At 59.5% G+C, this 22,289-nt stretch carries 24 protein-coding genes; 13 read left to right on the top strand and 11 right to left on the bottom strand.

Features of this window, described 5'->3' with window-relative positions; translation table 11 throughout:
• Positions 1-81 precede the first annotated feature (81 nt).
• The 5 genes from BFL40_RS23120 to BFL40_RS23100 all read right to left on the bottom strand — a co-directional run bounded on the left by BFL40_RS23120 (position 82) and on the right by BFL40_RS23100 (position 3,660).
• Complete coding sequence (locus BFL40_RS23120; protein WP_071486096.1) at positions 82-1,017, bottom strand: glutathione S-transferase family protein; 936 nt, start codon at positions 1,015-1,017, stop codon at positions 82-84.
• Between the two features lie 75 nt (positions 1,018-1,092).
• Positions 1,093-1,365, bottom strand: a complete 273-nt coding sequence (locus BFL40_RS23115; protein WP_071486095.1) for a GIY-YIG nuclease family protein — start codon at positions 1,363-1,365, stop codon at positions 1,093-1,095.
• Between the two features lie 36 nt (positions 1,366-1,401).
• Entirely contained in the window at positions 1,402-1,872 is a 471-nt protein-coding gene (locus tag BFL40_RS23110; RefSeq protein ID WP_071486094.1) for a nuclear transport factor 2 family protein, read from the bottom strand.
• 216 nt (positions 1,873-2,088) lie between these two features.
• Positions 2,089-2,724, bottom strand: coding sequence for a response regulator (locus BFL40_RS23105; protein ID WP_071486093.1), 636 nt, complete (start codon positions 2,722-2,724; stop codon positions 2,089-2,091).
• A 198-nt stretch (positions 2,725-2,922) separates the two neighbouring features.
• Positions 2,923-3,660: a response regulator gene (locus BFL40_RS23100; protein ID WP_235864718.1), complete on the bottom strand. Its 738-nt coding sequence runs from the start codon at positions 3,658-3,660 to the stop codon at positions 2,923-2,925.
• A 519-nt stretch (positions 3,661-4,179) separates the two neighbouring features.
• Here BFL40_RS23100 and BFL40_RS23095 point away from each other — a divergent pair.
• The 9 genes from BFL40_RS23095 (at position 4,180) to BFL40_RS23055 (ending at position 12,602) form a co-directional block, all read left to right on the top strand.
• Positions 4,180-4,803, top strand: a complete 624-nt coding sequence (locus BFL40_RS23095) for a DUF1120 domain-containing protein (protein WP_071486091.1) — start codon at positions 4,180-4,182, stop codon at positions 4,801-4,803.
• A gap of 33 nt (positions 4,804-4,836) precedes the next feature.
• Positions 4,837-5,460, top strand: a complete 624-nt coding sequence (locus BFL40_RS23090; protein ID WP_071486090.1) for a DUF1120 domain-containing protein — start codon at positions 4,837-4,839, stop codon at positions 5,458-5,460.
• Positions 5,461-5,490: 30 nt separating this feature from the next.
• On the top strand, positions 5,491-6,114 hold the full coding sequence (locus tag BFL40_RS23085; RefSeq protein ID WP_071486089.1) for a DUF1120 domain-containing protein: 624 nt from the start codon (positions 5,491-5,493) through the stop codon (positions 6,112-6,114).
• 38 nt (positions 6,115-6,152) lie between these two features.
• Positions 6,153-6,782 (top strand): DUF1120 domain-containing protein, encoded by a 630-nt coding sequence (locus BFL40_RS23080; RefSeq protein ID WP_071486088.1) that lies wholly within the window; start codon positions 6,153-6,155, stop codon positions 6,780-6,782.
• Between the two features lie 112 nt (positions 6,783-6,894).
• Positions 6,895-7,524, top strand: a complete 630-nt coding sequence (locus BFL40_RS23075; RefSeq protein WP_071486087.1) for a DUF1120 domain-containing protein — start codon at positions 6,895-6,897, stop codon at positions 7,522-7,524.
• A gap of 2 nt (positions 7,525-7,526) precedes the next feature.
• Positions 7,527-8,243 (top strand): fimbria/pilus chaperone family protein, encoded by a 717-nt coding sequence (locus tag BFL40_RS23070; protein WP_071486086.1) that lies wholly within the window; start codon positions 7,527-7,529, stop codon positions 8,241-8,243.
• Positions 8,244-8,373: 130 nt separating this feature from the next.
• A complete protein-coding gene (locus tag BFL40_RS23065; protein ID WP_071486085.1) occupies positions 8,374-10,803 on the top strand; it encodes a fimbria/pilus outer membrane usher protein in 2,430 nt (809 codons plus the stop codon).
• A 5-nt stretch (positions 10,804-10,808) separates the two neighbouring features.
• Positions 10,809-11,939: a DUF1120 domain-containing protein gene (locus BFL40_RS23060; protein WP_083374616.1), complete on the top strand. Its 1,131-nt coding sequence runs from the start codon at positions 10,809-10,811 to the stop codon at positions 11,937-11,939.
• A 12-nt stretch (positions 11,940-11,951) separates the two neighbouring features.
• Positions 11,952-12,602, top strand: a complete 651-nt coding sequence (locus BFL40_RS23055; RefSeq protein ID WP_139213524.1) for a DUF1120 domain-containing protein — start codon at positions 11,952-11,954, stop codon at positions 12,600-12,602.
• A gap of 3 nt (positions 12,603-12,605) precedes the next feature.
• On the opposite strand, the gene BFL40_RS23050 is transcribed toward BFL40_RS23055, so the two are convergent.
• Together BFL40_RS23050 and BFL40_RS23045 are read right to left on the bottom strand one after the other, a co-directional pair.
• Complete coding sequence (locus BFL40_RS23050) at positions 12,606-13,880, bottom strand: CynX/NimT family MFS transporter (RefSeq protein WP_071486083.1); 1,275 nt, start codon at positions 13,878-13,880, stop codon at positions 12,606-12,608.
• Positions 13,870-14,529 (bottom strand): FadR/GntR family transcriptional regulator, encoded by a 660-nt coding sequence (locus BFL40_RS23045; RefSeq protein ID WP_071486082.1) that lies wholly within the window; start codon positions 14,527-14,529, stop codon positions 13,870-13,872. The genes BFL40_RS23050 and BFL40_RS23045 overlap by 11 nt, the downstream gene beginning before the upstream one ends.
• A gap of 159 nt (positions 14,530-14,688) precedes the next feature.
• Between BFL40_RS23045 and BFL40_RS23040 the strand changes: the two genes are divergently transcribed.
• Positions 14,689-15,000 carry a type II toxin-antitoxin system MqsR family toxin gene (locus tag BFL40_RS23040; protein ID WP_038849978.1) on the top strand — a complete coding sequence of 104 codons (312 nt, stop codon included), beginning with the start codon at positions 14,689-14,691 and terminating at the stop codon, positions 14,998-15,000.
• The gene (locus BFL40_RS23035; protein WP_071486081.1) at positions 14,997-15,488 is read left to right on the top strand and encodes a type II toxin-antitoxin system MqsA family antitoxin; all 492 of its coding nucleotides are present in this window, start codon (positions 14,997-14,999) and stop codon (positions 15,486-15,488) included. Before BFL40_RS23040 ends, BFL40_RS23035 begins: the two co-directional genes overlap by 4 nt.
• A gap of 51 nt (positions 15,489-15,539) precedes the next feature.
• Here the strand turns inward: BFL40_RS23035 and BFL40_RS23030 are convergent, their stop codons facing one another.
• From BFL40_RS23030 to BFL40_RS23015, 4 genes are all read right to left on the bottom strand, one after another.
• The gene (locus tag BFL40_RS23030; protein WP_003171943.1) at positions 15,540-16,304 is read right to left on the bottom strand and encodes an amino acid ABC transporter ATP-binding protein; all 765 of its coding nucleotides are present in this window, start codon (positions 16,302-16,304) and stop codon (positions 15,540-15,542) included.
• A gap of 10 nt (positions 16,305-16,314) precedes the next feature.
• Positions 16,315-17,412, bottom strand: coding sequence for an amino acid ABC transporter permease (locus BFL40_RS23025; RefSeq protein ID WP_071486080.1), 1,098 nt, complete (start codon positions 17,410-17,412; stop codon positions 16,315-16,317).
• Between the two features lie 10 nt (positions 17,413-17,422).
• Positions 17,423-18,604: an amino acid ABC transporter permease gene (locus BFL40_RS23020; RefSeq protein WP_071486079.1), complete on the bottom strand. Its 1,182-nt coding sequence runs from the start codon at positions 18,602-18,604 to the stop codon at positions 17,423-17,425.
• A 72-nt stretch (positions 18,605-18,676) separates the two neighbouring features.
• Positions 18,677-19,708: an amino acid ABC transporter substrate-binding protein gene (locus tag BFL40_RS23015; RefSeq protein ID WP_071486078.1), complete on the bottom strand. Its 1,032-nt coding sequence runs from the start codon at positions 19,706-19,708 to the stop codon at positions 18,677-18,679.
• 344 nt (positions 19,709-20,052) lie between these two features.
• On the opposite strand from BFL40_RS23015, the gene BFL40_RS23010 reads away from it, so the two are divergent.
• The gene (locus BFL40_RS23010) at positions 20,053-20,709 is read left to right on the top strand and encodes an alpha/beta hydrolase (RefSeq protein ID WP_071486077.1); all 657 of its coding nucleotides are present in this window, start codon (positions 20,053-20,055) and stop codon (positions 20,707-20,709) included.
• 96 nt (positions 20,710-20,805) lie between these two features.
• Entirely contained in the window at positions 20,806-22,275 is a 1,470-nt protein-coding gene (rhlB, locus tag BFL40_RS23005; protein WP_071486076.1) for an ATP-dependent RNA helicase RhlB, read from the top strand.
• Positions 22,276-22,289 lie beyond the last annotated feature (14 nt).

Here is a 22,289-nt window from a genome sequence, read left to right as displayed (position 1 = left end):
TTAATGCGAATTAATCGCAATTTCAAACACTACACGGATGGGCTGACGATTTACCTCACCTTTCTTTGAAAATAATTTTATTTACTGCGCCTGAAGGCGATAACCAAAGCGAGGGAAGTGCACATGCACGGTGCCGCCGCGTTCATCGGTGCGGCGCAAAATCAGTTCCTCACGGCCAGCAAAGAGCAATTCGCCCGCGACCAGATCGACGCCGTAATCCGTTGCGTTGATGGTCACCTGTTGACCGAGCTTGAAGCCATTGGGGTCTTCGAATACTTCGTCCGGCAAGGCAGCGGGTGTGGCATTGTGGGCGATTTCCAACGCTTGGTCCGCGCTCATCTCGCTTGCGGTGCCATGACCAAAGCCCAATACCCGACCCAGCCAGGCCACTACGGCCGGGTACTCATCCACCAACGGCGCGGTTACCGCTGAGCCCTTGAGAAACCACAGCACATGGGCCAAGGAAAAGTCTGCAATCGACGGTTCGCCAAACAAAAAGTCACCCGGTTCGTGCTGCAGTTGTTGCTCTACGCGCAACATGATTGCCGGCCACTGATGCAGGGCCAGTTCAAGCGGTATTTTGCTCGCCGTACCGCCGGTGAACAGTACAGCCCGGTCCGCGACAAATGCCTTCAACACCTCAGGTGGTAATTTAGCGAAGCGCACGGCCACGGATGCCGGCTGGAATACCAGGCTGATGGCATGGTGAAACACCACACTGTCGACCCAGGCGGCAAACACTTGGGCATTCATTTCCTGCCCAAGGGGAAACAGTGCCGGCGCAGCCTTTTCCTGCTCCAGGCGCCGAGCGATCAGTGCGGTGTCGCAGTAAATATCAGCGCCTATCTGCAAGACGGGTGTCTTGCGATAGCCGCCCGTCAACGCCGTCAGGTCGGGCTTTGGCAGCATTCGAGGAATGTCTACGGAGCGCCAGGACAACCCCTTGAAGCCCAGCAGCAGCCGAGCCTTCTCAGCAAATGGAGATTGCGGGTAATGGTGAAGGATCAACTCAGACATGCCAGGCTCCGCTTAACAAGTGAGCCGCTAGCTTAGCGCGCAAAACCGTGTGCTGGGGTGATGAAAACGCATCAGTCAGCGTGATGAACCACTCGCCGCCAAACACTCCTTGGCGCTCTTCTTCAATTTCTTGATCAAGCGTTCCTGGCGCAGCGCCTCGCCCTTACTGGCACACATCTCGGTGTAGACCAACGCCACCGCCGGGCTGGACAGAAAAAACCGTGCGCCCTTGCCGCTTTGATGGGAGGCAAATCGACGCACTGGGTCATTGCTGATGCCGCAATACAACGCGCCATTGGCGGCGCGCACCAAGTAGACGAACCAGGGTTTGGGTTCAGGACTGTTCACGGATGGATTCGGCAAGGCAAAAGAGCGCCCAGCTTATCAACGACTGGCCTGAAATGCCTTCAAACCTCGCAGTGCCTGGGCACGCACGGCGTTTCTCACCAGTGGCGTCCAGCCCAGCAACAGGCCCTTGGTACCCAATGCCTGGCGCGACCAACGCCACAGATCGAAGCTATCGTGGTGCTCGCAGATCTTGCCATCGCGAAATACAAAACGCGCCTGGATATCGTTGACCACCGTGTTGCCGGTGGCGCTGAACAGGTAGGTCGCCACCCAATGCGCGCTGCCGCTGCGGTCATCGCTGCGGACGCTGTCGAAGGTCAGGGAAAAGTCCTTGGCCCGAGTCGTGAGCATGCGCCACATATCACCGGCATCACGGCCGTGCAGCTCGCCGAAAGCCGGGTCGCTGAACACCACATCGTCGGTGTAGCAAGCGGCCATGGCGTCGGCGTCCAAGCGTTGGAACGCTTGGTAGAACTGGGTGATCAGGGCGTCGTGGGCATCACTCATGGGCAGGCTCCGCAATCAATTAGTGTCAGTAGGCCTGCACGATAATCCGCGCAGCGGGGGAAGGCCATGGGCATTCACCAGAAAAATATCCACAGTGATACTTCCCAGGGTTATCCGCCAGAAACACTAGTTGCTCGGCATATTCAAAAAATATAACTTCTGGAGGCATCAATCTTTCAACAAAATTTACCGCAACAAAACTATAAGTTTCGCAAACTAAGGCACCATTCCGTTCTCTCGAGCATATACAAAAAGATCAACATCGGTGGATATACACAAACGGTTCATCGCCGTGCTCTTTTGCTTACTGATCGTTGAAATACTGCGGTTTACCCGAGCAGCAATCTGACTAACCGTCATTCCACTGGCCAACATCCGCACCACCTCCCGCTCTTTACCGGAGAGTTGTGGCGTCTCGGTAGGTTGGGCGACCGAAGCCATGTCGAGTTGCAGTCGCAGGCATTCGCTGACGAATGGCTTGCCAAGCATCACGGTCTTGAGCGCCTGGGGCAACTCCCGGGCCGAAGCACTTTTGGCAACAATAGCCCGCGCACCGTGGGAAAACGCTGCGCGCAGGGTCGCCACATTCGCGAACATGGTCACCAGAACGACCGGCAACATGGGGTACTGGCGGTGCAGCAAACCCAGCAAGCTATAGCCATCGGCCTGTTGATCCCCCGGCATCGCAAAATCTGTGACGATCACATCGCACGGCGTACTCGCAACCAACGCCAGCAGTTGATCCGGCCCGTTCGCCTCGCCCACAACCTTGCACGTGCCACTGGCCTCAATCACCACTCGTTGCCCCACACGGACAATAGGATGATCGTCAGCAATAATTACGCGAAACATTGATATTTCCATGATGGCAATTTGAGGCCCCGCAAAATACCTTGGGAATACTTAAGCAACAACTGGCAATAATTAGCCTATTGCAAACTTCCCCTTTGTTTCAGGCGCCACGAAATTCAACCTACAAAATAAAGAGAAAACACATACGGAAAAGTACTACATATCAAACAGGTAAATTCCCTCAACTCACACGTAAGTTCAGAGATCTGCCAGGCGTTGCAAGTATTGCTCGATGTCCTGCTGGAACTGCTCCAGCACCCAGGCATTCATCACCACACCTGAGCAATTCACTTGGGCAATCAACTCTATCGCCCGGGGCTCCAGGTCAGTCGCACCGAGGAAAGCCACACTCCCAACCAGACGGTGCAAGCGTTGTGTGGTCAGCGTCACATCCAGACGCGCCCGCGCCTGGGTCAGCACCGCCAGGTCTTCGTAGGCTTCCTGCAGCAAGTTGAATAGCAAGGGCTCTACCACATCCCACGAACCGAAGGCTTCAATCAGGCTGGTGCGGCTGGCCTGGTTTTTTCGCCAGCACACCGGCACATAATCACGCACAGCCATGCAGGCCCGGGATGCAGGCGCGCTCAACCAGTACTGCAACACTTCGCGTAACGGCGCCAAGGCCAGGGGCTTGATTAACCAGGCATCCATGCCACATGCCCTACACAACCGCACATCGTCCAGGGTAAGGCTGCCGCTCAGCGCAATGATCGGGATACCAACGCTGCCGACCTGCTGTTCTCGCCGGCGGATTTCGCGAGTCAGGTCGTAGCCATCCATCACCGGCATTCGACAGTCGCTGATTACCAGGTCAAAGCGCTGCACGCTCATGGCGTGTAATGCTTGTTCGCCGTTACCACACTCGGAGTGGGCCACGCCGAGCGTTTCCAACATGGCGCCCAACAACAGCCGATACATGCGGTGGTCGTCAACCACCAATACTCTGACCTCGTGCCCATCAAAGAGAGAATGCGCTTGCAGTGCACGATCTGAAGAGTTGCCCAGCATAACAACCTCATGCAGAGCGATCAGCTCACCAGGCCCCCCACCCTGAAGCAAGGCGTCGCCTGAAAATTGCCGCCCCACAGGGCGTCGATAGTCGAACTTTTCGCGCAGGAACAATCACCGGCACCACTTCCTCACGGAGCTCGGGTGATTGAAGAGCGCGAAAAAATAGCTGAATGGTTACTGTGCGGCGATACAACAACTACGACAACTGCAACTTGGTTTTTCCTACACGCAATCCTCCCTTTTCCCTCGGCTAACGCCCTGCCTGAACAGTCCTCCGGCAATGTCGTAATAGTTGCATTCCCCGCCGGCTGGCCCGGCGCTAAATTCGCCACCGTTCCAGGTACATAGAAGGCGCGACCGGTCAGTTCCAACACCATGACAACTTGACCGGTCAGCGCACTGCCTGGGCGATGCCTACTTGCACATTTTCCCGAGGAACATCCAATGAAAGTCCCTTTTGTTGTCTGCTCGGCTGCCTGGTTGCTGGCCTGTACGTCGGCCGCCCAAGCCGCCAGCAGTGTTGACCTGTCCGTCACTGGGGTGATCACTCCGAGCGCCTGCGCCCCCAGTTTGAGTGAAGGTGGACGGGTCGATTTTGGCAAGATTTCTGCGAAGGATCTGGCCCTCGACCGGACCACCGAACTACCCCCCGTCACGCTCAAACTGAGCGTGAATTGCGAAGCCCGGACCTTGTTTGCCCTGAACGGCAGGGATAACCGGCAGGGATCGGCCCATTATTTCCAGCCTCTCTACTACGGCCTCGGCTTGGTCAACGGCAACCAGAAACTGGGCAGCTATGAGATAGGCGTGTTCAACCCGGTTTCGGACGTTCCCGTGGTTCCCCTGCTCTCCTTCGACCATGGCCAAACCTGGTTGATGAACTCCTTTGGCAGCTACATGGGGCATGACTATTGGAATGCATTTGGCGACTCCCTCACACCCAAAGCGCTGCAAAACGTCACCGTCGACCTGCGGATATCCACCAGCATCGCTCCCGCCAGAAACCTGACCCTGACCGACGAAGTTCCCTTGGACGGTAGCGCCACGCTGGACGTGGTGTACCTCTAAACCCCTGCCCCACCCCCACAAGGAATTGTGCCCATGAATAAACATATCCCCGCCTCCATGGCCCTGCTTCTCGCGGCCTGCGCCCCCGGCGCCTTTGCCGCCAGCAGCACGGACCTGAGTGTCACCGGCGTCATCACCCCAAGTTCCTGCACGCCCAGCCTGTCGGGCGGCGGCATCGTCGATCACGGCAAATTGGCTGGCAAAGACCTCGACGTATTGCTGCCCACCCCGCTGCAGGTCGCGGAAATGGCGCTTGAAGTCCACTGCGAAGGTCGCACGCTTTTCACCCTGACAACCGTGGACAACCGCGCAGGTTCGTCAGCCATAAACCCGGACCACCACGGACTGGGAATGGTTAATGAAGACCAGAAACTGGGCAGTGTGGCACTCGCTGTACTCGAACCGATGGCGGACAACACGGCGGTGCAAACCATCACATCCCGTGATGGCGGCACCACCTGGGCCCCTTCGAGCTACTTGGGCCATGCGGCACTGACCTCATTTGCCGCTACCGCGGCCCCACAAACGCCTGTTGCGCTACAGGATCTGACCGCACGCCTGCACGCCTCCACGGTCATCGCGCCGGCAGGTGACCTGAGCCTGCAAGACGAATTGCCCATTGATGGCCACGTCACGCTGCAACTCAAGTACTGGTAAGTCACCCCATCCCTCTCTCGGAGTTTCACCATGAATAAAAGTCTCAAACCCCTGATCGCCAGCCTGTTGCTGACTGGCAGTGCGAGTGTCTTCGCCGCTTCCAGCGTCGACCTCACCGTCGTAGGTCTGATCACCCCAAGTGCCTGCGAGCCCACCCTGTCCAACGGCGGGTCGGTGGACTACGGCAAGATTTCCGCCAAGGACCTGAGCGCCACGCAATCCACTTTTCTTGACGCGCAAACCGTGCAGATCACCGTTACCTGCGACGCGGCGACCCTGATGGCACTGGAGGGTAAAGACAACCGCGAAGGCTCCGACTTCAACAATGACTTGATGGAGTTCGGCCTGGGGCTGATCAACGGCACAGAGAAACTCGGCGCCATGACCTTGCGCTTGCTCACCCCCGTTGCCGATGGCGTGGCAGCCCGGACCATCGGCTCCGATGACGGCGGCTTGACCTGGTTCGTCAATCGCTACCTGATGCGTAACAACATCATTTCGGTGGCCGATGCCACCACCGTGGCCCCGATGCCGGTGCAGCTGTTTACCTCGCAACTGAGCATCCAGCCACGCATCGCGCCCACCAGCCAACTGACCCTGAACAACGAAGTGGCCATCGACGGCTCCGTGACCGTGACCGTTCGCTACTTGTAAACCGCAACACCCTTTTTCCTATAAGGACCTGATCCGCTATGAAACCGCTACCTCGCCTTCTGCTGACCTCCCTGCTGTTCGCCGCTGCTGGCAGTGCAATGGCCGCCTCCAGTGTTGACCTGACCGTCACCGGCCTGATTACACCTAGCGCCTGCACGCCCACCCTGGCGAGTGGTGGAACCGTCGACTTCGGCAAAATTTCCGCCAAGGATCTGAACGCCGATCCTGCTCAACCAACCCTACTCGAGAAACGCACCCAGGCGATCACCATCACCTGCGATGCAGCAACATTGGTTGCCCTGCAAGGCCAGGACAATCGCGCAGGCACGGATTGGGGCGGCACCGGAAATCAGTACGGGCTGGGGATGGTCAACGGCACGGAAAAACTCGGCGACTTCGGCCTCAGTTGGAGCAGCCTCACCGCCGATGGCGTAGCCGTTCGCTCTATCGCCTCCTACAACAACGGCTCTACCTGGCAGACCTCAACCACACTACGACCGGGAGCGCTGGCATCGGTAGCCGACAATACCACTGTGGCACCCATGCCCCTGACTGTGCTCAGTGGCGACATTGAACTGGAAACCTACATCGCCCCCACCAACGAACTGACCCTGGGCAGTGAGTTGACGATGGACGGCTCGGTGACCTTGCAAGTGGTCTATCTGTAAACCAAGGCGCGGCAGTCTGTTAAGTACTGCCGCTCTCGTTCCGGCAACCCGCCAAGGCGTTGCCGCCGATGAGTTCCCACCTCGATAACCCTGGTATCCGGTAACCACTTCCATGAAGAACGCGACTGCACACCTGCTTGCCTTGCTCTACCTGCTTGGCGTCGGCCCCATGGCGCTGGCGTCGTCCAGCGTAGTACTCAACGTCACGGGATTGATCACCCCCAGCGCCTGCGAGGTTGTGCTGTCGGACAATGGCATCGTCGACCACGGCAGAGTTCCGGCCCGCAGCCTCAACCAGTACGAGTTCAGCGCGTTGCCCATGCGGCCGCTGGACCTGAGCGTGAGTTGCAATGAGCCGGTGCTGTTTGTGCTGGTGGGTATCGATAACCGGGCAGCGTCATCCCTGGGCCCAGGGTTTTACTACGGGTTGGGCAACAACATTCACGCACCGGGCGAACGCCTGGGCACTGTCTCCCTGACCTTTCGCAACGTCATGGCCGACGGCCAACAGGCGCTGGTGCTGGCCTCCAGCAACCAGGGCCTGACCTGGTTTCCCGAGGTCAATGCCTACCCCGACAACTTCATGGGCTTCGCCAAGCCCGGCACCCTGGTGCCGGAGCCCCATCGCTTGCTGAACGCCACCTTGCAAATCAACACCTCGATCAATGCCGCAGCGGTCCTGACCCTCAACCAGGAAGTGCCGCTGGACGGTTCCATCGTGCTCGACCTTAGGTATATGTAGCCATGTTGACCTTCCCTGGTTTTCCTTTTCATACCCTGCGCCTGTATATCGGCGCCCTCGTTTTGCTGCTCAGCCATCAAGCCCTGGCCGACGGCATGGTGCCGGACACCTCGGTGGTGATTGTCAACGAGGCTGACGGCGAAGCCTCGGTGTCGGTGACCAACACCGATACCAAACTGGCTTTGCTGCACGTGACCCTGGAAGACATTCCCGAGGACACTAAGTCGCTGCTTTTTGTGACCCCACCCCTTTCCCGGGTAGAGCCCTCCAAAAGCCAACTCGTGAGGTTCATCCTGCAATCCCCCGAACCCTTGACCACCCAACGCCTGAAACGGGTGATCTTCGAAGGCATGCCCCAAGGGCGTTCGGAAGCCCAAGCCGGGCATGCACGGGTGGGCGTGACGGTGCGCCAGAACCTGCCCGTAATCATCCACCCAAAGGGCCTTGCGCCAAACCGCACGCCATGGGAGGGCCTGATATGGAGCCTGAAAGGCAACCAGTTGAAGGTGCATAACCCGACGCCTTACGTCGTACGGATGGCACAAGAGCTTCGGTTACTGCCCGGGGACGTTTCGGCGCTGTTGCCACGCACTTACGTACTGCCGGGGGAAACCCTCAGCGTGACCGCCAGCGCCACGGCGGCAAACACCGTGCAACTGCAACCCGCCACCGTGTACGGCTTTGCCGTCGAGCCCTACGTTGCACCGCTCAACCTATAAAAACAGGCGCCGGTAACACCGCGCCAACCCTCAAATAAAGAAGTGGCCTCATTGAAGGCCGCCAGGAAGCCTGGCCCGCTGAAGCGGCCTGCACGTTTCCATTATTGAGTACGACCTTGTGAGCACAGTAATGACTGACCGCGACGGCGAAGCCGTGCCCGACGTTTCACCGCGCCGCGCCCTTCTGGCAGGGCTGGCATTGACCCTAGGCGTCTTCTGGCCCTCCAGCGAGCCGTTGGCCAATGAAGCCGGTTCATTCGATCCACAAACCTTGTCCCAGCGCGGTATCGACCCGGAGCTGGCCAACCTGCTGCTGGACGCACCACGCTTTACCACCGGCCGACACGCCGTCAACCTCAGCGTCAACGGCCAGCGCCGGGGCCGAGTGGACGTGGCGTTCGACCGCGAGGGCACCTTGTGTTTTGACCGCCCCCTGCTGGACACCGGCAACCTGGTGGTGCCGAGAACGGATGCACCCTGCCAGAACTTCCTCGCAGCGTATCCGCAGACCGTCATCGAGCAAGACCCGGCCGCCCTTAACCTCGCCCTGATCGTGCCCACCGAGGCCCTGCGCCCGGCGGTGCAGGACGTGTCCGGCTACCAGAGCGGCGGTTTTGCCGGTTTGCTCAACTACGACCTGACCGGCTTGTATAACCAATACGGCGACAACACCAACCGCTTCGGCTCGGCCAACACCGAAGTCGGCTTCAACGCCGGTGACTGGATCGTGCGCAGCCGCCAAGTGCAGACCTGGCAAGACAAGGTTTCACGCACCACGCACCTCGACGCTTACGCCCAACGCACCTTCGCCGAACAACAGGCCGTGTTCCAGGCCGGGCAGATCAGCCTCTACAACCCGGTGCTGGCTGGTACACAGATCACCGGCGCCCAGGTGCTCAACGAAACGGCCCTGCAGGACCAGAACCAGAGCGCGACGATCACCGGTATCGCCAACAGCCCGGCGCAGGTCGAAGTGCGTCAGAACGGCGCGTTGATTCACTCCACGGTGGTGCCCGCCGGGCCATTTTCCCTGACCGATGTGCGACGCCTGAACAGTCGTTCCGACGTGGAAGTCACGGTCAAGGAAACCAGCGGCGAAGAGCGCCGCTTTACCGTGCCCGCCGCGATGCTCGGGCTCGGCCTGCCTGCACCGGGTTACTCGGTGGCGGCCGGCCGCGTGCGCAAGATTGGCGACAGCGATGGCGCCGAACCCTGGGTGGTCAGCGCCGGTTGGAGCGGCGCGTTGCTCTCCCAAGTCAGCCTCGGCGGCGGTGGATTGATCGCCGACGAATACCGTGCGGCGGGCTTGAATCTGGGTTGGTTGCCGCGCCCGGATAGCCAGTTGCAATTCACCGTGCAAGGTGCCCAGGCCACGCGTGTCGGTAACGATCAAGGGGTACAGACCGACTTGTCCTGGTCCCAGCGAGTGAGCGACAACTGGGCGGTCACCACCGCCGCATCCTGGCGATCACTGGGCTATCGCGACCTCGATGAATCGACCTACTCCCGCTACACCCAAGAACAGGAACGCTCGCGTTATCGCGACCAGCAAAGTCTGACCGCGTCGTGGGCCAGCCCCTGGCTCGGGGCGTTTAGTGCCGGGATTTCGCGCTCCGCGTCTTATGCCGGCTTCAGCAGTAGTCGGGCGCTGGCCTCGTGGGGGACATCGTTCGCAGGCGTATCGGTTTCCGCCAGCGCCGAATGGCAGGTGGGCGGTCGCCAACAAAGCGACGACAGCATTTATCTGAACATCAGCCTGCCCCTGGGTGAGAGCCGTCGAGGCCGCGCCTGGGCACGTAACACGGGGGGCGAGCACCGTGTCGGCATGGGCATGAGCGAGCAGCTCAACGACCAGCTGGCGTATCGCGTGGGGGTGGAGCGCGACAGCCGTGACCGTGAAGTGGAGTCGTCCCTCGGCGTGTCGGCGCTGCCGTACTACAGCCAGCTGGACTTCAACTACACCCGCTCCGACGACGAACGTTCCAGCTACCAAGGCGGCGCGCGTGGCGGTGTGGTGGTGCACGGCGATGGCGTGACCTTCTCGCCGTACCCGGTGCGCGACACCTTTGCCGTGGTTTCGGTAGGTGATATGGCCGGGATCAAAGTCTCTACCCCAAGCGGCCCGGTATGGACCGACTGGCAAGGTCAGGCGGTGGCGCCACAACTGACCGCCTACGGCCGTAGTCCGGTGGAAGTGCAAACCCGCTCGCTGCCGCGCAACGCCGATATCAGTAACGGCATGGCGGTACTGACCGCCGGGCGGGGCAGCGTGGATAAGGTGCAATTCGGCGTCACCGTGACTCGCCGTGCACTGTTGAGTGTGACCACCGACGACGGTCAGCCATTGCCTCGCGGTGCAGCGGTGAGCACTGAAAGCGGTGAGTTCGTGACGTTGGTCCAGGAAGGCAGCCAGGTGTTTTTACCCAACGTACTCGACGAGCGCCCGCTGTGGATCAAAGCCCCTGACCGGCCTCGCTGCTTGTTGAATTTCGAACTGCCGAAAACCGGCGACCTCGACGTGTATTTCGAAACCGCACCCGCTCGGTGTCTGAAACCATGAGGAAGATCATCATGAAGCCAGCCTTGTTGCCATTAGGCATTTTGCTGCTGAGCACCAACGCGTGGAGCGCGGATGAATGCCAGCTCAATCTGAGCGAGACCCGGCTGGATTTCGGGTTGATGAACCGTGCCGTGGCGCTAATACCCAGTGCGGAGCGACTGCTGGGTGAGCGCCGCGTGAGCCTCACGCTGAACTGCCCGCAACCCACAGACATGAGTGTGTTTTACCGGGGCCTGGGGGTGGGTGCGGAGCGTTTTCGCTTTACCGAGCGTGGCAGCTATGGCCTGAAAGTACGTGACGCCGTGCTTGATGGCCAGGCGGTCGAACTGGGTTTAATCGCAGGTGCCGGCCAAGCCCCGGTGGTAACCGCGACCACGCTGGCGTGGCGCCCTGAGCACGGCATAGTGCCGATGCGTGGCGGGTTGCCCGTCACCGGGCGCAGCCTGTCGGTGCAGATTGACGCCAGCGCCTGGGCCCGTGAAGAGGCGTCCCGGGTACGGGATGCGGTCACGTGGGAAACCAGCGGGTTGTTCGACGCCACCGGTGCTGGGCGCTCGCGGGAGTTAAACCTGCTTGCCCGATTCGCACCGGCTGCGTGTACACCGAGCCTGTCCAACGGCGGCAATGTCGACCTGGGCAAGCTGTCGGTTATTGACCTGAACCAGAACCAGGAGACAACGCTTGCACCACGCCCGGTGGTGCTGAGCGTGGCATGCGATGCACCCACCGCCTTTGCCGTGCGCATGCAGGACAACCGCCAGGGCTCCGCCACCGGGGCGGCCGATGAAAGTATCTACGGGCTGGGGCTGGACGCCAAGCAACAGAAGATCGGGCGCTACCGGCTGACCTTCGATCCGTCGCGGATAACTGCCGACAACTTCGCTCAACTCTACCGCACCGACTCCGCTACCGGCGGCGTGCCCTGGAGCAGCGCAAGTGCCAACCCGCAGGCGGTCGCGGCTAACCGCTATCTGGGCTTCACCGCCAACGCTGGCAGCATCAGTGGCCCCATGGCCATTCAAAACCTCAGCGCCACACTGAGCCTGGAAGCGGTACTTGCCCCGCTGGGCTCCCTGGATCTGGGCAGCGAAGTTCGCCTCGACGGCTCGGGCACGCTCGAAATCAACTACCTCTAAAGGAGCAACGCAATGAATCTTCACCTGATGCCCGTAGCTGCCTTGACCTTGCTGGGCACCTACACCCTGGCCAACGCAGCTTCTACCGTGGAACTGACCGTGACCGGGCTGATTACGCCGATGGCCTGCACCCCGGTGCTGTCCAGCGGCGGGCTGGTCGACTTCGGAAAGATCTCCCAGAAAGACCTCAACCAGGCCACCGGCACCCGGCTGCCCCTCAAGTACCTGACGCTGACAGTGAGCTGTAACGCCCCTGGTCGCTACGCCCTGCGCATGCGCGATAACCGCGACGGCACGGCCCACGTCAACAGCGAGATTTACTACGGGTTGGGGCTGGACCACAGCGGCAACAAGCTCGGCGTGTATTCAGTGAGCTTCGATCCCAAGCAGACCGTCGTCGATGATTTGCCGCAGATCTACGGCACCGAATCCACCACCGGCGGCTTGGCGTGGCGCACCTCCAACACCAACCCCATCGACATCGGCTCACGCAGTTTGCTGGGCTTTACCGATGTGGTCGGCAGCACCGCAGGCCCGTCAGCCGTCCAGAACCTGAGCAGCACCTTGAAGCTGGAGGCGGTGATCAACGCCAAACAGAACCTGGACTTGAGCACCGACACCCCCATGGATGGGTCGGCTACGCTGGAAGTGGTTTATCTCTAACCCTCAAACCTTCTCGCTGCGCACGCCCACGAACATCGCCCGGCCTGCCCCCAGGCCGGCAACGATGGCGCCGAGGCCAAGCACCGCGAAGATCCAGCCGACGGCGGCCCAACCGCCGGTCCAGTCATGCACCAGGCCCACGGCCAACGGCCCCATCGACGCCAGGGTGTAACCGATGCCCTGGGCCATGCTCGACAGGTTGGCCGCCACATGGGAATCGCGCGAACGCAACACGATCAAGGTCAAAGCAAGGCTAAACGTACCGCCCTGCCCCAGCCCGAGCAAAATCGCCCAACCCCACAAACCGTCAATCGGCGCATACAAGCAACCGAACAGGCCCCCGAGGGTCAGCACCATCACCACCACAATCGCCAAGCGCTGGTCCTTGCCGCGCGTGGCCAACCACGGTGCTGCGAGGGAGCTGGCCAGTTGCACAATCACCGAGCCGGACAACACCAGCCCCGCCTGGGTTGCGGTGAGACCGCGGCCGATCAGGATCGAGGGCAACCAACCAAACACGATGTACGCCAGCGACGACTGCAGGCCCATGTACAAGGTCACCTGCCAGGCCAGCGGATCGCGCAGCAAACCTTTGACCCGATAGGAGACCTGATGCGCGCCATGTTTTTGCCCCACTTGCGGAAGCCAGAACAGCGCCGCCACCAGCGCCGGCAAAATCCAGAAGCCCAGGCCGATGTTCCAACTGTCACCAAAATACTGACTCAACGGCACCGTTGAACCTGCCGCCAGCGCCGCGCCCAGGCACAGGGCCATGGTGTAGACACCGGTCATAGTGCCTGCCTGTTTGGCGAAATCGCGTTTGACGATGCCCGGCAACAACACACCGATAATGCCGATGCTCGCACCGGCGACAAGGCTGCCGGCGAACAGCCCGACTTCGCCAAACGAGCTGCGCAAGATGATCCCGGCCGCCAAGACCAACAGAATCCCCAGCACCACACGCTCGGCGCCAAAACGTCGAGCAAGGATCGGAGCGGTGGGGGCAAACAAGCCCAGGCACAACACCGGCAAGGTGGTCAGCAAACCAGCCTTGGCCGCCGACAACCCCAAGCTGTTGGAAACCTCGCTGAGCAGTGGCGACATGCTCGACAACGCCGGGCGCAAGTTCAGCGCCACCAGGATCAGGCCCAGCAGCAATAGCCACGGGCGGCTCACCACGGGGTGGCTGTGCTGGACGACATCGTCATCGGCTTCGGCGTCGATCAACAGTTCTTCCAACTCGGTCGTACGTTGTGTGCTTTGGGCTTCAAGGTTCATTGATCAACTGCCGGCAGAGGGATTTGGCGTGCTCGGGATCTTGCTGTTCCACGGCTTCGAGCAGGGCTGTATGCAGGTCAAAGACTGCCTGACGACGCGGAGAAATGTTCAGGGTCTGGCGCAATTGGGCGCCAACGATGCTGGAAAAATACTGGTACAGCTCGCTCAAGGCCGGATTGTGGGCGGCGTCTACCAGTCGCTTGTGGAACACCAAGTCGGCACTGATGTAGGCCTCCAGCTCTCCGTGATACAACTCGGCGCTGACGTTGAGTGCCTCGCGCAACGTCATCAGGTCTTGCTCGGTACGGCGTAACGCTGCGAGGCCGATGGCCTCCACTTCCAGAATCTGCCGCGTCTCCTGCGCCTGCTCCAAGGTGCAATGAGACAGCGCCCGCATTGCGCCCAGCGGGTCGGTCATCGAACGCAAATAACTGCCGTCACCCTGGCGGATTTCAATCAAACCCGAAAACGCTAATACACGCATGGCCTCACGCACCGTATTGCGGCTGATGCCCAGCTCGGCGGACAGCTCAGGCTCGGTAGGCAGGCGCTCGCCGATGGCCCACACGCCTTGGCTGATGCGCAGGCGCAGTTGCTCAAGGGCCTGATCGACCAGAGAGCGTTTGATCAATGGGGCGATGTCTGTCATGGGATTTGCGCTTTCGTCCAATCATAGGATGAATTTTCCTACAGCCTATTCGGAGTTACCTACAAGAGCAACGCACTAGGGTTTTTAAGCAACAAAAGGAACTGAATTTTCGATTGGTAAAATTACCCTTAGAGGGTAATTATTGGACTCAGGTGTCTTATGGAAAAGTACACACCTCATTACGATTTGGCGGTGATAAAGGCGGATGTGAGGCGGCTTGGCAGGAGAGCGTTTACCCAGACAGCACAACGGTGCGGCAGGGAACTCCACTTCAGTATCAAGGAGATGCAGCATGCCATCTATGAGTTACAAAACTGGATGCTGTACAAGTCGATGACCACTCATAGGGACCATCGAATTTGGCAGGACGTGTATCACACGCACTCAAAAGATAGGGAGATTTACATCAAGGTCACTTACTCCCCGGACGGTGACCCTCCGGTGATCTCCTTCAAGGAGAAGAACCTATGAAGGTAAAAAATTGCTACATCTGTGGCGCCCCCGAAGCATTGCATTATTTTGAGGGCCGCAGTGAAACCATCAGGGTCAAAGGTATGGAGCGCCGGGTAGACAATCTTTCCGGCTGGGAATGTCACGTATGCGGCGACGGCTTTTGGGACCCAGAAACCGATAGTGCGGATCGTTATGGAGAAGCAGGCGATGAACTCGTCATAGCTGCCCAAAAGATGATTGGCGCGGAGATGAAACGTATCCGCCGCAAATTGCACCTTACCCAAAAAGAGGCGGTGAAATTGCTGTCCGGTGGCGGCCACAACGCCTTCTCTCGCTACGAACGTGGCGAGCTTCTTCCCCCCAAGCCGCTGGTATTACTGATGCGGTTATTGGATCGTCACCCGCATTTGCTGGCGGATGCAGAAGTCTTAGCCGAAGGCGCTGACATGCGTGGCGCCTTCACCTACACCGTGAACAACGACACTGAAGCACTCAAAGCGTCCTAGCACCAAAAAATAAACCCGGCACCAGGCCGGGTTTATTTATTCAAACCTCGATCAATGCAAAATCTGGCTCAAGAACAACTTGGTCCGATCATTCTGCGGATTGTCGAAGAAGTCATTCGGCGCAGCCTGTTCCACGATTTCGCCCTTGTCCATGAAGATCACGCGGTTGGCCACAGTGCGCGCAAAGCCCATTTCGTGGGTCACGCACAACATGGTCATGCCGTCTTCGGCCAGGCCGATCATGGTATCGAGTACCTCCTTCACCATTTCCGGATCGAGTGCCGAAGTCGGCTCATCGAACAACATGATTTTCGGCTTCATGCACAGCGCACGGGCAATCGCCACACGCTGTTGCTGCCCACCGGACAGCTGCCCCGGAAACTTGTGAGCCTGCTCCGGAATGCGTACGCGCTCCAGATAATGCATGGCGATCTCCTCGGCCTTGCGCTTGGGCATCTTGCGCACCCACATCGGCGCCAGCGTGCAGTTCTGCAGGATGGTCAGGTGTGGGAACAGGTTGAAGTGCTGAAACACCATGCCGACTTCACGGCGGATCGCTTCGATCTGCTTGAGGTCGTTGGTCAGTTCCACGCCATCGACCACGATGCGGCCCTGCTGGTGCTCTTCCAGACGGTTGAGACAGCGAATGGTGGTGGACTTGCCCGAACCCGACGGGCCGCACAGCACGATACGCTCGCCCTGCTTGACGTTGAGGTTGATGTCTTTCAACACATGGAACTGGCCGTACCACTTGTTCACGCCCTGCATCTGGATAATGCCTTCAGGGCTCACAGGCTGTTTGATCGCTTCACTCATGACAAAACTCCTAACGCTTGTGGCCAGTGTCCAGCTTACGTTCCAAATGCATGGAGTAGCGGGACATACCAAAACAGAAAATCCAGAACACCAGGGCGGCGAACACATAGCCTTCGGTGGCCATGCCCAGCCATTTCGGGTCGGCGGCAGCTTGCTTGACACTGTTAAGCAGGTCGAACAGGCCGATGATGATCACCAGGCTGGTGTCCTTGAACAGCGCAATAAACGTGTTGACGATGCCCGGGATCACCAGCTTCAGGGCTTGCGGCAGAATCACCAGGCCCATGCTGCGCCAGTAACCCAGGCCCATCGCTGCGGCCGCTTCGTACTGACCTTTAGGGATCGCTTGCAGGCCACCGCGCACCACTTCGGCCACGTAGGCCGACTGGAACAGGATCACACCGATCAGCGCCCGCAGCAGTTTGTCGAAGTTCATGCCTTCGGGCAGGAACAACGGCAGCATCACCGAGGACATGAACAACACCGTGATCAACGGCACGCCGCGCCAGAACTCGATGAAGGTCACACAGACCACACGAATTGCCGGCATGTTCGAGCGCCGCCCGAGTGCCAGTACAATGCCCAGCGGCAATGCACCGGCGATGCCGACGGTGGCGATCACCAGGGTCAGCATCAGGCCGCCCCATTGGCTGGTCGCCACGTTGCTCAGGCCAAAGAGGCCGCCATGCAGCAGGAAGTAGGCAATGATCGGGTACAACACCAGAAAGCTCAGGCCGTAGATCGCCTTGCGTTGAAAACGCGAGATGAACAACGGCGCCACGCCAACAATGGCCAGCCACACGGTCAGGTCCACGCGCCAGCGCAGGTCGGCGGGATAGTAGCCGTACATGAACTGCCCGAAGCGCTGTTGGATAAACACCCAGCAGGCGCCCTCTTTAGTGCAGTCAGCGCGAGTGGTACCGACCCAATTGGCATCAAGAATGGCCCAATGCAGGATCGGCGGTACCACCAGGTACACCAGGTAGATCGCCAGCAAGGTCAGCAGGGTATTGAGCCAGCTGGAAAACAGGTTGGCGCGCATCCATGCCACCGGCCCGAACACTTTGCCCGGCGGCGGCATATCAGGTTTAAAAGTATGCGTACTCATGCGTGTTTCCTCACCGCTCGATCAGCGCAATGCGCTTGTTGTACCAGTTCATCAGCAGGGAAATGCTGATGCTGATCGCCAGGTACACGCTCATGGTGATGGCAATGACTTCGATGGCCTGGCCGGTCTGGTTGAGCACCGTGCCGGCAAACAGCGAAACCATTTCCGGGTAACCGATACCGGCGGCCAGCGAGGAGTTCTTCGCCAGGTTCAGGTATTGGCTGGTCAGCGGCGGAATGATCACCCGCAGGGCTTGCGGGATGATGACCTTGCGCAGCGTCGGCCCGGGGCGCAGGCCCAGGGAACGCGCGGCTTCGGTCTGGCCGTGGCTGACGGACTTGATGCCCGAACGCACGATTTCGGCGATAAACGCTGCCGTGTAAACGGTCAGCGCCAGGGTCAACGCCAACAGTTCAGGGATCAGAACCCAGCCGCCGACAAAGTTGAAACCTTGCAGCTTGGGCATTTCCCAGTGCAACGGCGCGCCGAAAATCAGGGCGCACAACGCCGGGATCACCACGAGCAGCGCAAGCCCCACCCAGAACTTGTGGAACGGTACACCGGTCGCTTCGAAGCGTTTATTGGCCCAGCGCGTCATCAGCACAATCGCGATGATTGCCACGACCACACTGACCAAAAATGGCCAGAACCCGTCAGCAGCAAGTGCCGCCGGCATGTTCAGGCCACGGCTGCTGACAAAGAAGGTATCGCCAAAGTTGTGGCTGTTGCGCGGCCCCGGCATGGTCAGGAACACCGCGAAGTACCAGAACAGGATTTGCAGCAGCGGCGGAATGTTGCGGAACACTTCCACATACACGGTCGCCAGCTTGTTGATCATCCAGTTCGGCGACAAGCGTGCCACGCCGATGATGAAACCGAGCAGGGTCGCCAGGACCACACCGATCACCGTCACCAGCAAGGTGTTGAGCAGACCGATCACAAAGACGCGGGCGTAGGTGTCCGATTCGGTGTAGTCGATCAGGTGCTGAGCGATGCCGAAGCCGGCACTGCGCTCAAGAAAGTCGAAACCCGAGGTAATGCCCCGGTGCTGAAGGTTGGTTTGCGTATTGTTGAAGAGGTACCAGCCCAGCGAGACCACCGCCACAATCGTGATGATCTGGAAGAGCCACGCACGCACTTTGGGATCGCTGAAGCTGAGCTTCTGCTTTGGTGCGCCGATTTGATTTTGCATGAAGTGCCCCGGAAATAATGGAACAGAACATCACCCGGCGGTTGGCCCACCGGGTGACAGAACCATCAGCGATCAGCGCACAGGTGGTGCGTATTGAATGCCGCCGTTGTTCCACAGCGCGTTCAGGCCACGGTCGATTTCCAGCGGGGTGCTCTTGCCGAGGTTGCGCTCGAACACTTCGCCGTAGTTACCGACTTGCTTGACGATCTGTACGACCCAATCTTTCTTCACTTTCAGGTCTTTGCCGTATTCGCCATCAGCACCCAGCAGACGAGCTACGTCAGGGTTCTTGGTGGACTTGGCTTCAGCTTCGACGTTCTTCGAGGTGATGCCGGCTTCTTCAGCGTTGAGCATGGCGTAGCCAACCCAGCGCACGATGGCCAACCACTCGTCGTCGCCATTACGTACGACTGGGCCCAGTGGCTCCTTGGAGATGGTTTCCGGCAAAACCACGAAGTCTTTCGGCGAGGCCAGCTTGCTGCGCTGGGCGAACAGTTGGGACTTGTCGGAGGTCAGCACGTCGCAACGACCGGATTCCAGCGACTTGGCGCTTTCGTCCGAGGTGTCGAAGGTGATCGGGGTGTATTTGAGGTTGTTGGCGCGGAAGTAATCGGAAACGTTCAGCTCGGTGGTGGTACCGGCCTGGATGCAGATGGTTGCACCGTCCAGTTCCTTGGCACTTTTCACACCCAGCTTGTTGTTTACCAGGAAGCCAACACCGTCGTAGTAGGTGATGAAACCCGGGAATTTCAGGCCCATGCCCGCATCGCGAGAGCTGGTCATGGTGGTGTTGCGGGACAGAATGTCGACTTCGCCGGATTGAAGCGCGGTGAAACGCTCCTTGGCATTCAACTGGCTGAATTTGACTTTGGTTGCGTCACCGAACACGGCGGCGGCCACAGCGCGGCAAACGTCAGCGTCGATCCCGAGGATCTTGCCGCTGGCATCCGGCACCGAGAAACCCGGCAGACCGTCACTCACGCCACATTGCACAAAGCCTTTCTTCTGCACGGCGTCCAGGGTGGCGCCAGCTTGGGCAAAACCACTGACACCCAATACAGCGGCCGCGGTTACGATGGCCAGGGTGGATTTCAATACCTTCATTCAAACCTCCAGTTGCTCTTGTTGTGTCGGAGCTCAAACCTCAGCGCACCCTTATGAGGCGATATCGACCTGTGTTGGCTTTTTTTAGGTCAAGCGGCATGAAGTTGTCGCAGTAATTCCAGCTGCTATCCCATGAGCGGCTGTCACTGATAGTGTTACCGTCCTGGGATAGTTCTGACATCGACATACACATAGCAAGGCGCGTACCAGAGTGCTGGCTGAGTCGTTTCAGCCCTTGGTCAATAGAAAAAGATTCAACCTTGCGACATTCTCTTAACAGATCAACCCGTCGCGCACCGTTCCGACGCACCCAATCGGAGCGCACGCACATATATGGAGCAGACATGACCGAACCCTTGATTCTTCAGCCCGCCAAGCCCGCAGACGCCTGCGTAATCTGGTTGCATGGCCTGGGTGCCGATCGCTACGACTTCCTCCCGGTGGCCGAAGCGCTGCAGGAAAGCTTGCTGACCACCCGCTTCGTGTTGCCCCAGGCACCGTCCCGCCCGGTGACGATCAACGGCGGCTATGAAATGCCCAGTTGGTACGACATCAAGGCCATGAGCCCGGCCCGCTCGATCAGCCTGGAAGAGCTGGAAGTGTCGGCCAAAATGGTCACGGATCTGATCGAAGCACAGAAGAGAACCGGAATAGACGCTTCGCGAATTTTCCTCGCGGGTTTTTCCCAGGGTGGCGCCGTGGTGTTCCACACTGCCTTCCTTAATTGGGAAGGCCCCTTGGGTGGCGTGATTGCCCTCTCCACGTATGCACCCACCTTTGGTGACGAGCTGGAACTATCTGCCAGCCAGCAGCGTATTCCCGCCCTTTGCTTGCACGGCCAATACGACGACGTGGTACAGAACGCCATGGGCCGTAGCGCCTATGAGCATTTGAAGAGCCGTGGTGTCACCGTGACATGGCAGGAATACCCAATGGGCCACGAAGTGTTACCCGAGGAGATACACGCTATCGGTGCCTGGTTGACCGCTCGCCTGAGCTGAACGCCACACATTATGTAGCCGTATGACAGACGCACTACGCCGCGCCCGATTCTTGCATTACACTGGCCGGCGTACATTCCTTAACCAATTAATGAGATCACCGTGCTCAAAGCACTCAAGAAGATGTTCGGCAAAAGCGAGGCTGAGCCGCTCGCGCCTGTTCCCACTGCTCCTGTCCCAACGCCCGGCAGCCGCAATGACGGTAAACAGCCAGGCCGGACCGCACCTGACGCCCAGCCGAAGAAGCCGCCGGTGACACCGCCTGAACAGGCAAAACCTGCTGAGGCCGCCCCAGCGCCTCAGCCCAAAGCACCACGTCGCGAACGTGCACCCAAACCGCCCGTGATCCCGTGGAAACTCGAAGACTTCGTCGTCGAACCCCAGGAAGGCAAAACCCGCTTCCACGATTTCAAACTGGCCCCGGAACTGATGCACGCCATCCAGGACCTGGGCTTCCCGTACTGCACGCCGATCCAGGCGCAGGTGTTGGGCTTCACCCTGGCGGGCAAAGACGCCATCGGCCGCGCCCAGACCGGTACCGGCAAGACCGCCGCGTTCCTGATCTCGATCATCACTCAACTGCTGCAAACGCCGCCGCCGAAAGAACGCTACATGGGTGAGCCGCGCGCACTGATCATCGCCCCCACCCGTGAGCTGGTGGTGCAGATCGCCAAAGACGCCGCCGACCTGACCAAGTACACCGGCCTTAACGTCATGACGTTCGTGGGCGGCATGGATTTCGACAAGCAGCTCAAGCACCTCGAAGCCCGCCATTGTGACATCCTGGTTGCCACCCCCGGCCGCCTGCTCGACTTCAACCAGCGTGGTGACGTGCATCTGGATATGGTCGAAGTGATGGTGCTGGACGAAGCCGACCGCATGCTCGACATGGGTTTCATCCCGCAAGTACGCCAGATCATTCGCCAGACCCCGCCGAAAAACGAGCGCCAGACTCTGCTGTTCTCCGCGACCTTCACCGAAGACGTGATGAACCTCGCCAAGCAGTGGACCACTGATCCGTCCATCGTCGAAATCGAAGCGGAAAACGTCGCCAGCGAAAACGTCGAACAGCACATCTACGCTGTGGCCGGTGCCGACAAGTACAAGCTGCTCTACAACCTGGTCAACGACAACGGTTGGGAGCGTGTGATGGTGTTCGCCAACCGCAAGGACGAAGTGCGCCGCATCGAAGAACGCCTGGTGCGCGATGGCGTCAACGCCGCGCAACTGTCGGGCGATGTGCCGCAACACAAGCGCATCAAGACCCTGGAAGGTTTCCGCGAAGGCAAGATTCGCGTGCTGGTGGCCACCGACGTGGCCGGGCGCGGGATTCACATTGACGGCATCAGCCACGTGATCAACTTCACCCTGCCGGAAGTGCCGGACGACTACGTGCACCGCATTGGCCGTACCGGTCGTGCCGGCGCTGCGGGTGTGTCGATCAGTTTTGCCGGTGAAGATGACTCGTATCAGCTGCCGTCGATCGAGGCGCTGCTGGGTCGCAAGATCAGCTGCGAGACACCTGCGACGCACTTGTTGCGGGCTGTTGAGCGCAAACGCCCTTAAGCTGCAAAGCGGTA

The organism is Pseudomonas costantinii (assembly GCF_001870435.1).
Taxonomy (GTDB): Bacteria; Pseudomonadota; Gammaproteobacteria; order Pseudomonadales; family Pseudomonadaceae; genus Aquipseudomonas; species Aquipseudomonas costantinii.
Note: the sequence above shows the minus strand (reverse complement) of the source record. Positions and strands in the feature narration are given on the sequence as shown.

Coding starts and splice junctions, on each gene's coding strand:
- BFL40_RS23120 (WP_071486096.1), bottom strand. CDS start 1,017: ATGTCTGAGTTGATCCTTCACCATTACCCGCAATCTCCATTTGCTGAG.
- BFL40_RS23110 (WP_071486094.1), bottom strand. CDS start 1,872: ATGAGTGATGCCCACGACGCCCTGATCACCCAGTTCTACCAAGCGTTC.
- BFL40_RS23105 (WP_071486093.1), bottom strand. CDS start 2,724: ATGTTTCGCGTAATTATTGCTGACGATCATCCTATTGTCCGTGTGGGG.
- BFL40_RS23095 (WP_071486091.1), top strand. CDS start 4,180: ATGAAAGTCCCTTTTGTTGTCTGCTCGGCTGCCTGGTTGCTGGCCTGT.
- BFL40_RS23090 (WP_071486090.1), top strand. CDS start 4,837: ATGAATAAACATATCCCCGCCTCCATGGCCCTGCTTCTCGCGGCCTGC.
- BFL40_RS23085 (WP_071486089.1), top strand. CDS start 5,491: ATGAATAAAAGTCTCAAACCCCTGATCGCCAGCCTGTTGCTGACTGGC.
- BFL40_RS23080 (WP_071486088.1), top strand. CDS start 6,153: ATGAAACCGCTACCTCGCCTTCTGCTGACCTCCCTGCTGTTCGCCGCT.
- BFL40_RS23075 (WP_071486087.1), top strand. CDS start 6,895: ATGAAGAACGCGACTGCACACCTGCTTGCCTTGCTCTACCTGCTTGGC.
- BFL40_RS23070 (WP_071486086.1), top strand. CDS start 7,527: ATGTTGACCTTCCCTGGTTTTCCTTTTCATACCCTGCGCCTGTATATC.
- BFL40_RS23065 (WP_071486085.1), top strand. CDS start 8,374: ATGACTGACCGCGACGGCGAAGCCGTGCCCGACGTTTCACCGCGCCGC.
- BFL40_RS23055 (WP_139213524.1), top strand. CDS start 11,952: ATGAATCTTCACCTGATGCCCGTAGCTGCCTTGACCTTGCTGGGCACC.
- BFL40_RS23050 (WP_071486083.1), bottom strand. CDS start 13,880: ATGAACCTTGAAGCCCAAAGCACACAACGTACGACCGAGTTGGAAGAA.
- BFL40_RS23045 (WP_071486082.1), bottom strand. CDS start 14,529: ATGACAGACATCGCCCCATTGATCAAACGCTCTCTGGTCGATCAGGCC.
- BFL40_RS23040 (WP_038849978.1), top strand. CDS start 14,689: ATGGAAAAGTACACACCTCATTACGATTTGGCGGTGATAAAGGCGGAT.
- BFL40_RS23035 (WP_071486081.1), top strand. CDS start 14,997: ATGAAGGTAAAAAATTGCTACATCTGTGGCGCCCCCGAAGCATTGCAT.
- BFL40_RS23030 (WP_003171943.1), bottom strand. CDS start 16,304: ATGAGTGAAGCGATCAAACAGCCTGTGAGCCCTGAAGGCATTATCCAG.
- BFL40_RS23025 (WP_071486080.1), bottom strand. CDS start 17,412: ATGAGTACGCATACTTTTAAACCTGATATGCCGCCGCCGGGCAAAGTG.
- BFL40_RS23020 (WP_071486079.1), bottom strand. CDS start 18,604: ATGCAAAATCAAATCGGCGCACCAAAGCAGAAGCTCAGCTTCAGCGAT.
- BFL40_RS23015 (WP_071486078.1), bottom strand. CDS start 19,708: ATGAAGGTATTGAAATCCACCCTGGCCATCGTAACCGCGGCCGCTGTA.
- BFL40_RS23010 (WP_071486077.1), top strand. CDS start 20,053: ATGACCGAACCCTTGATTCTTCAGCCCGCCAAGCCCGCAGACGCCTGC.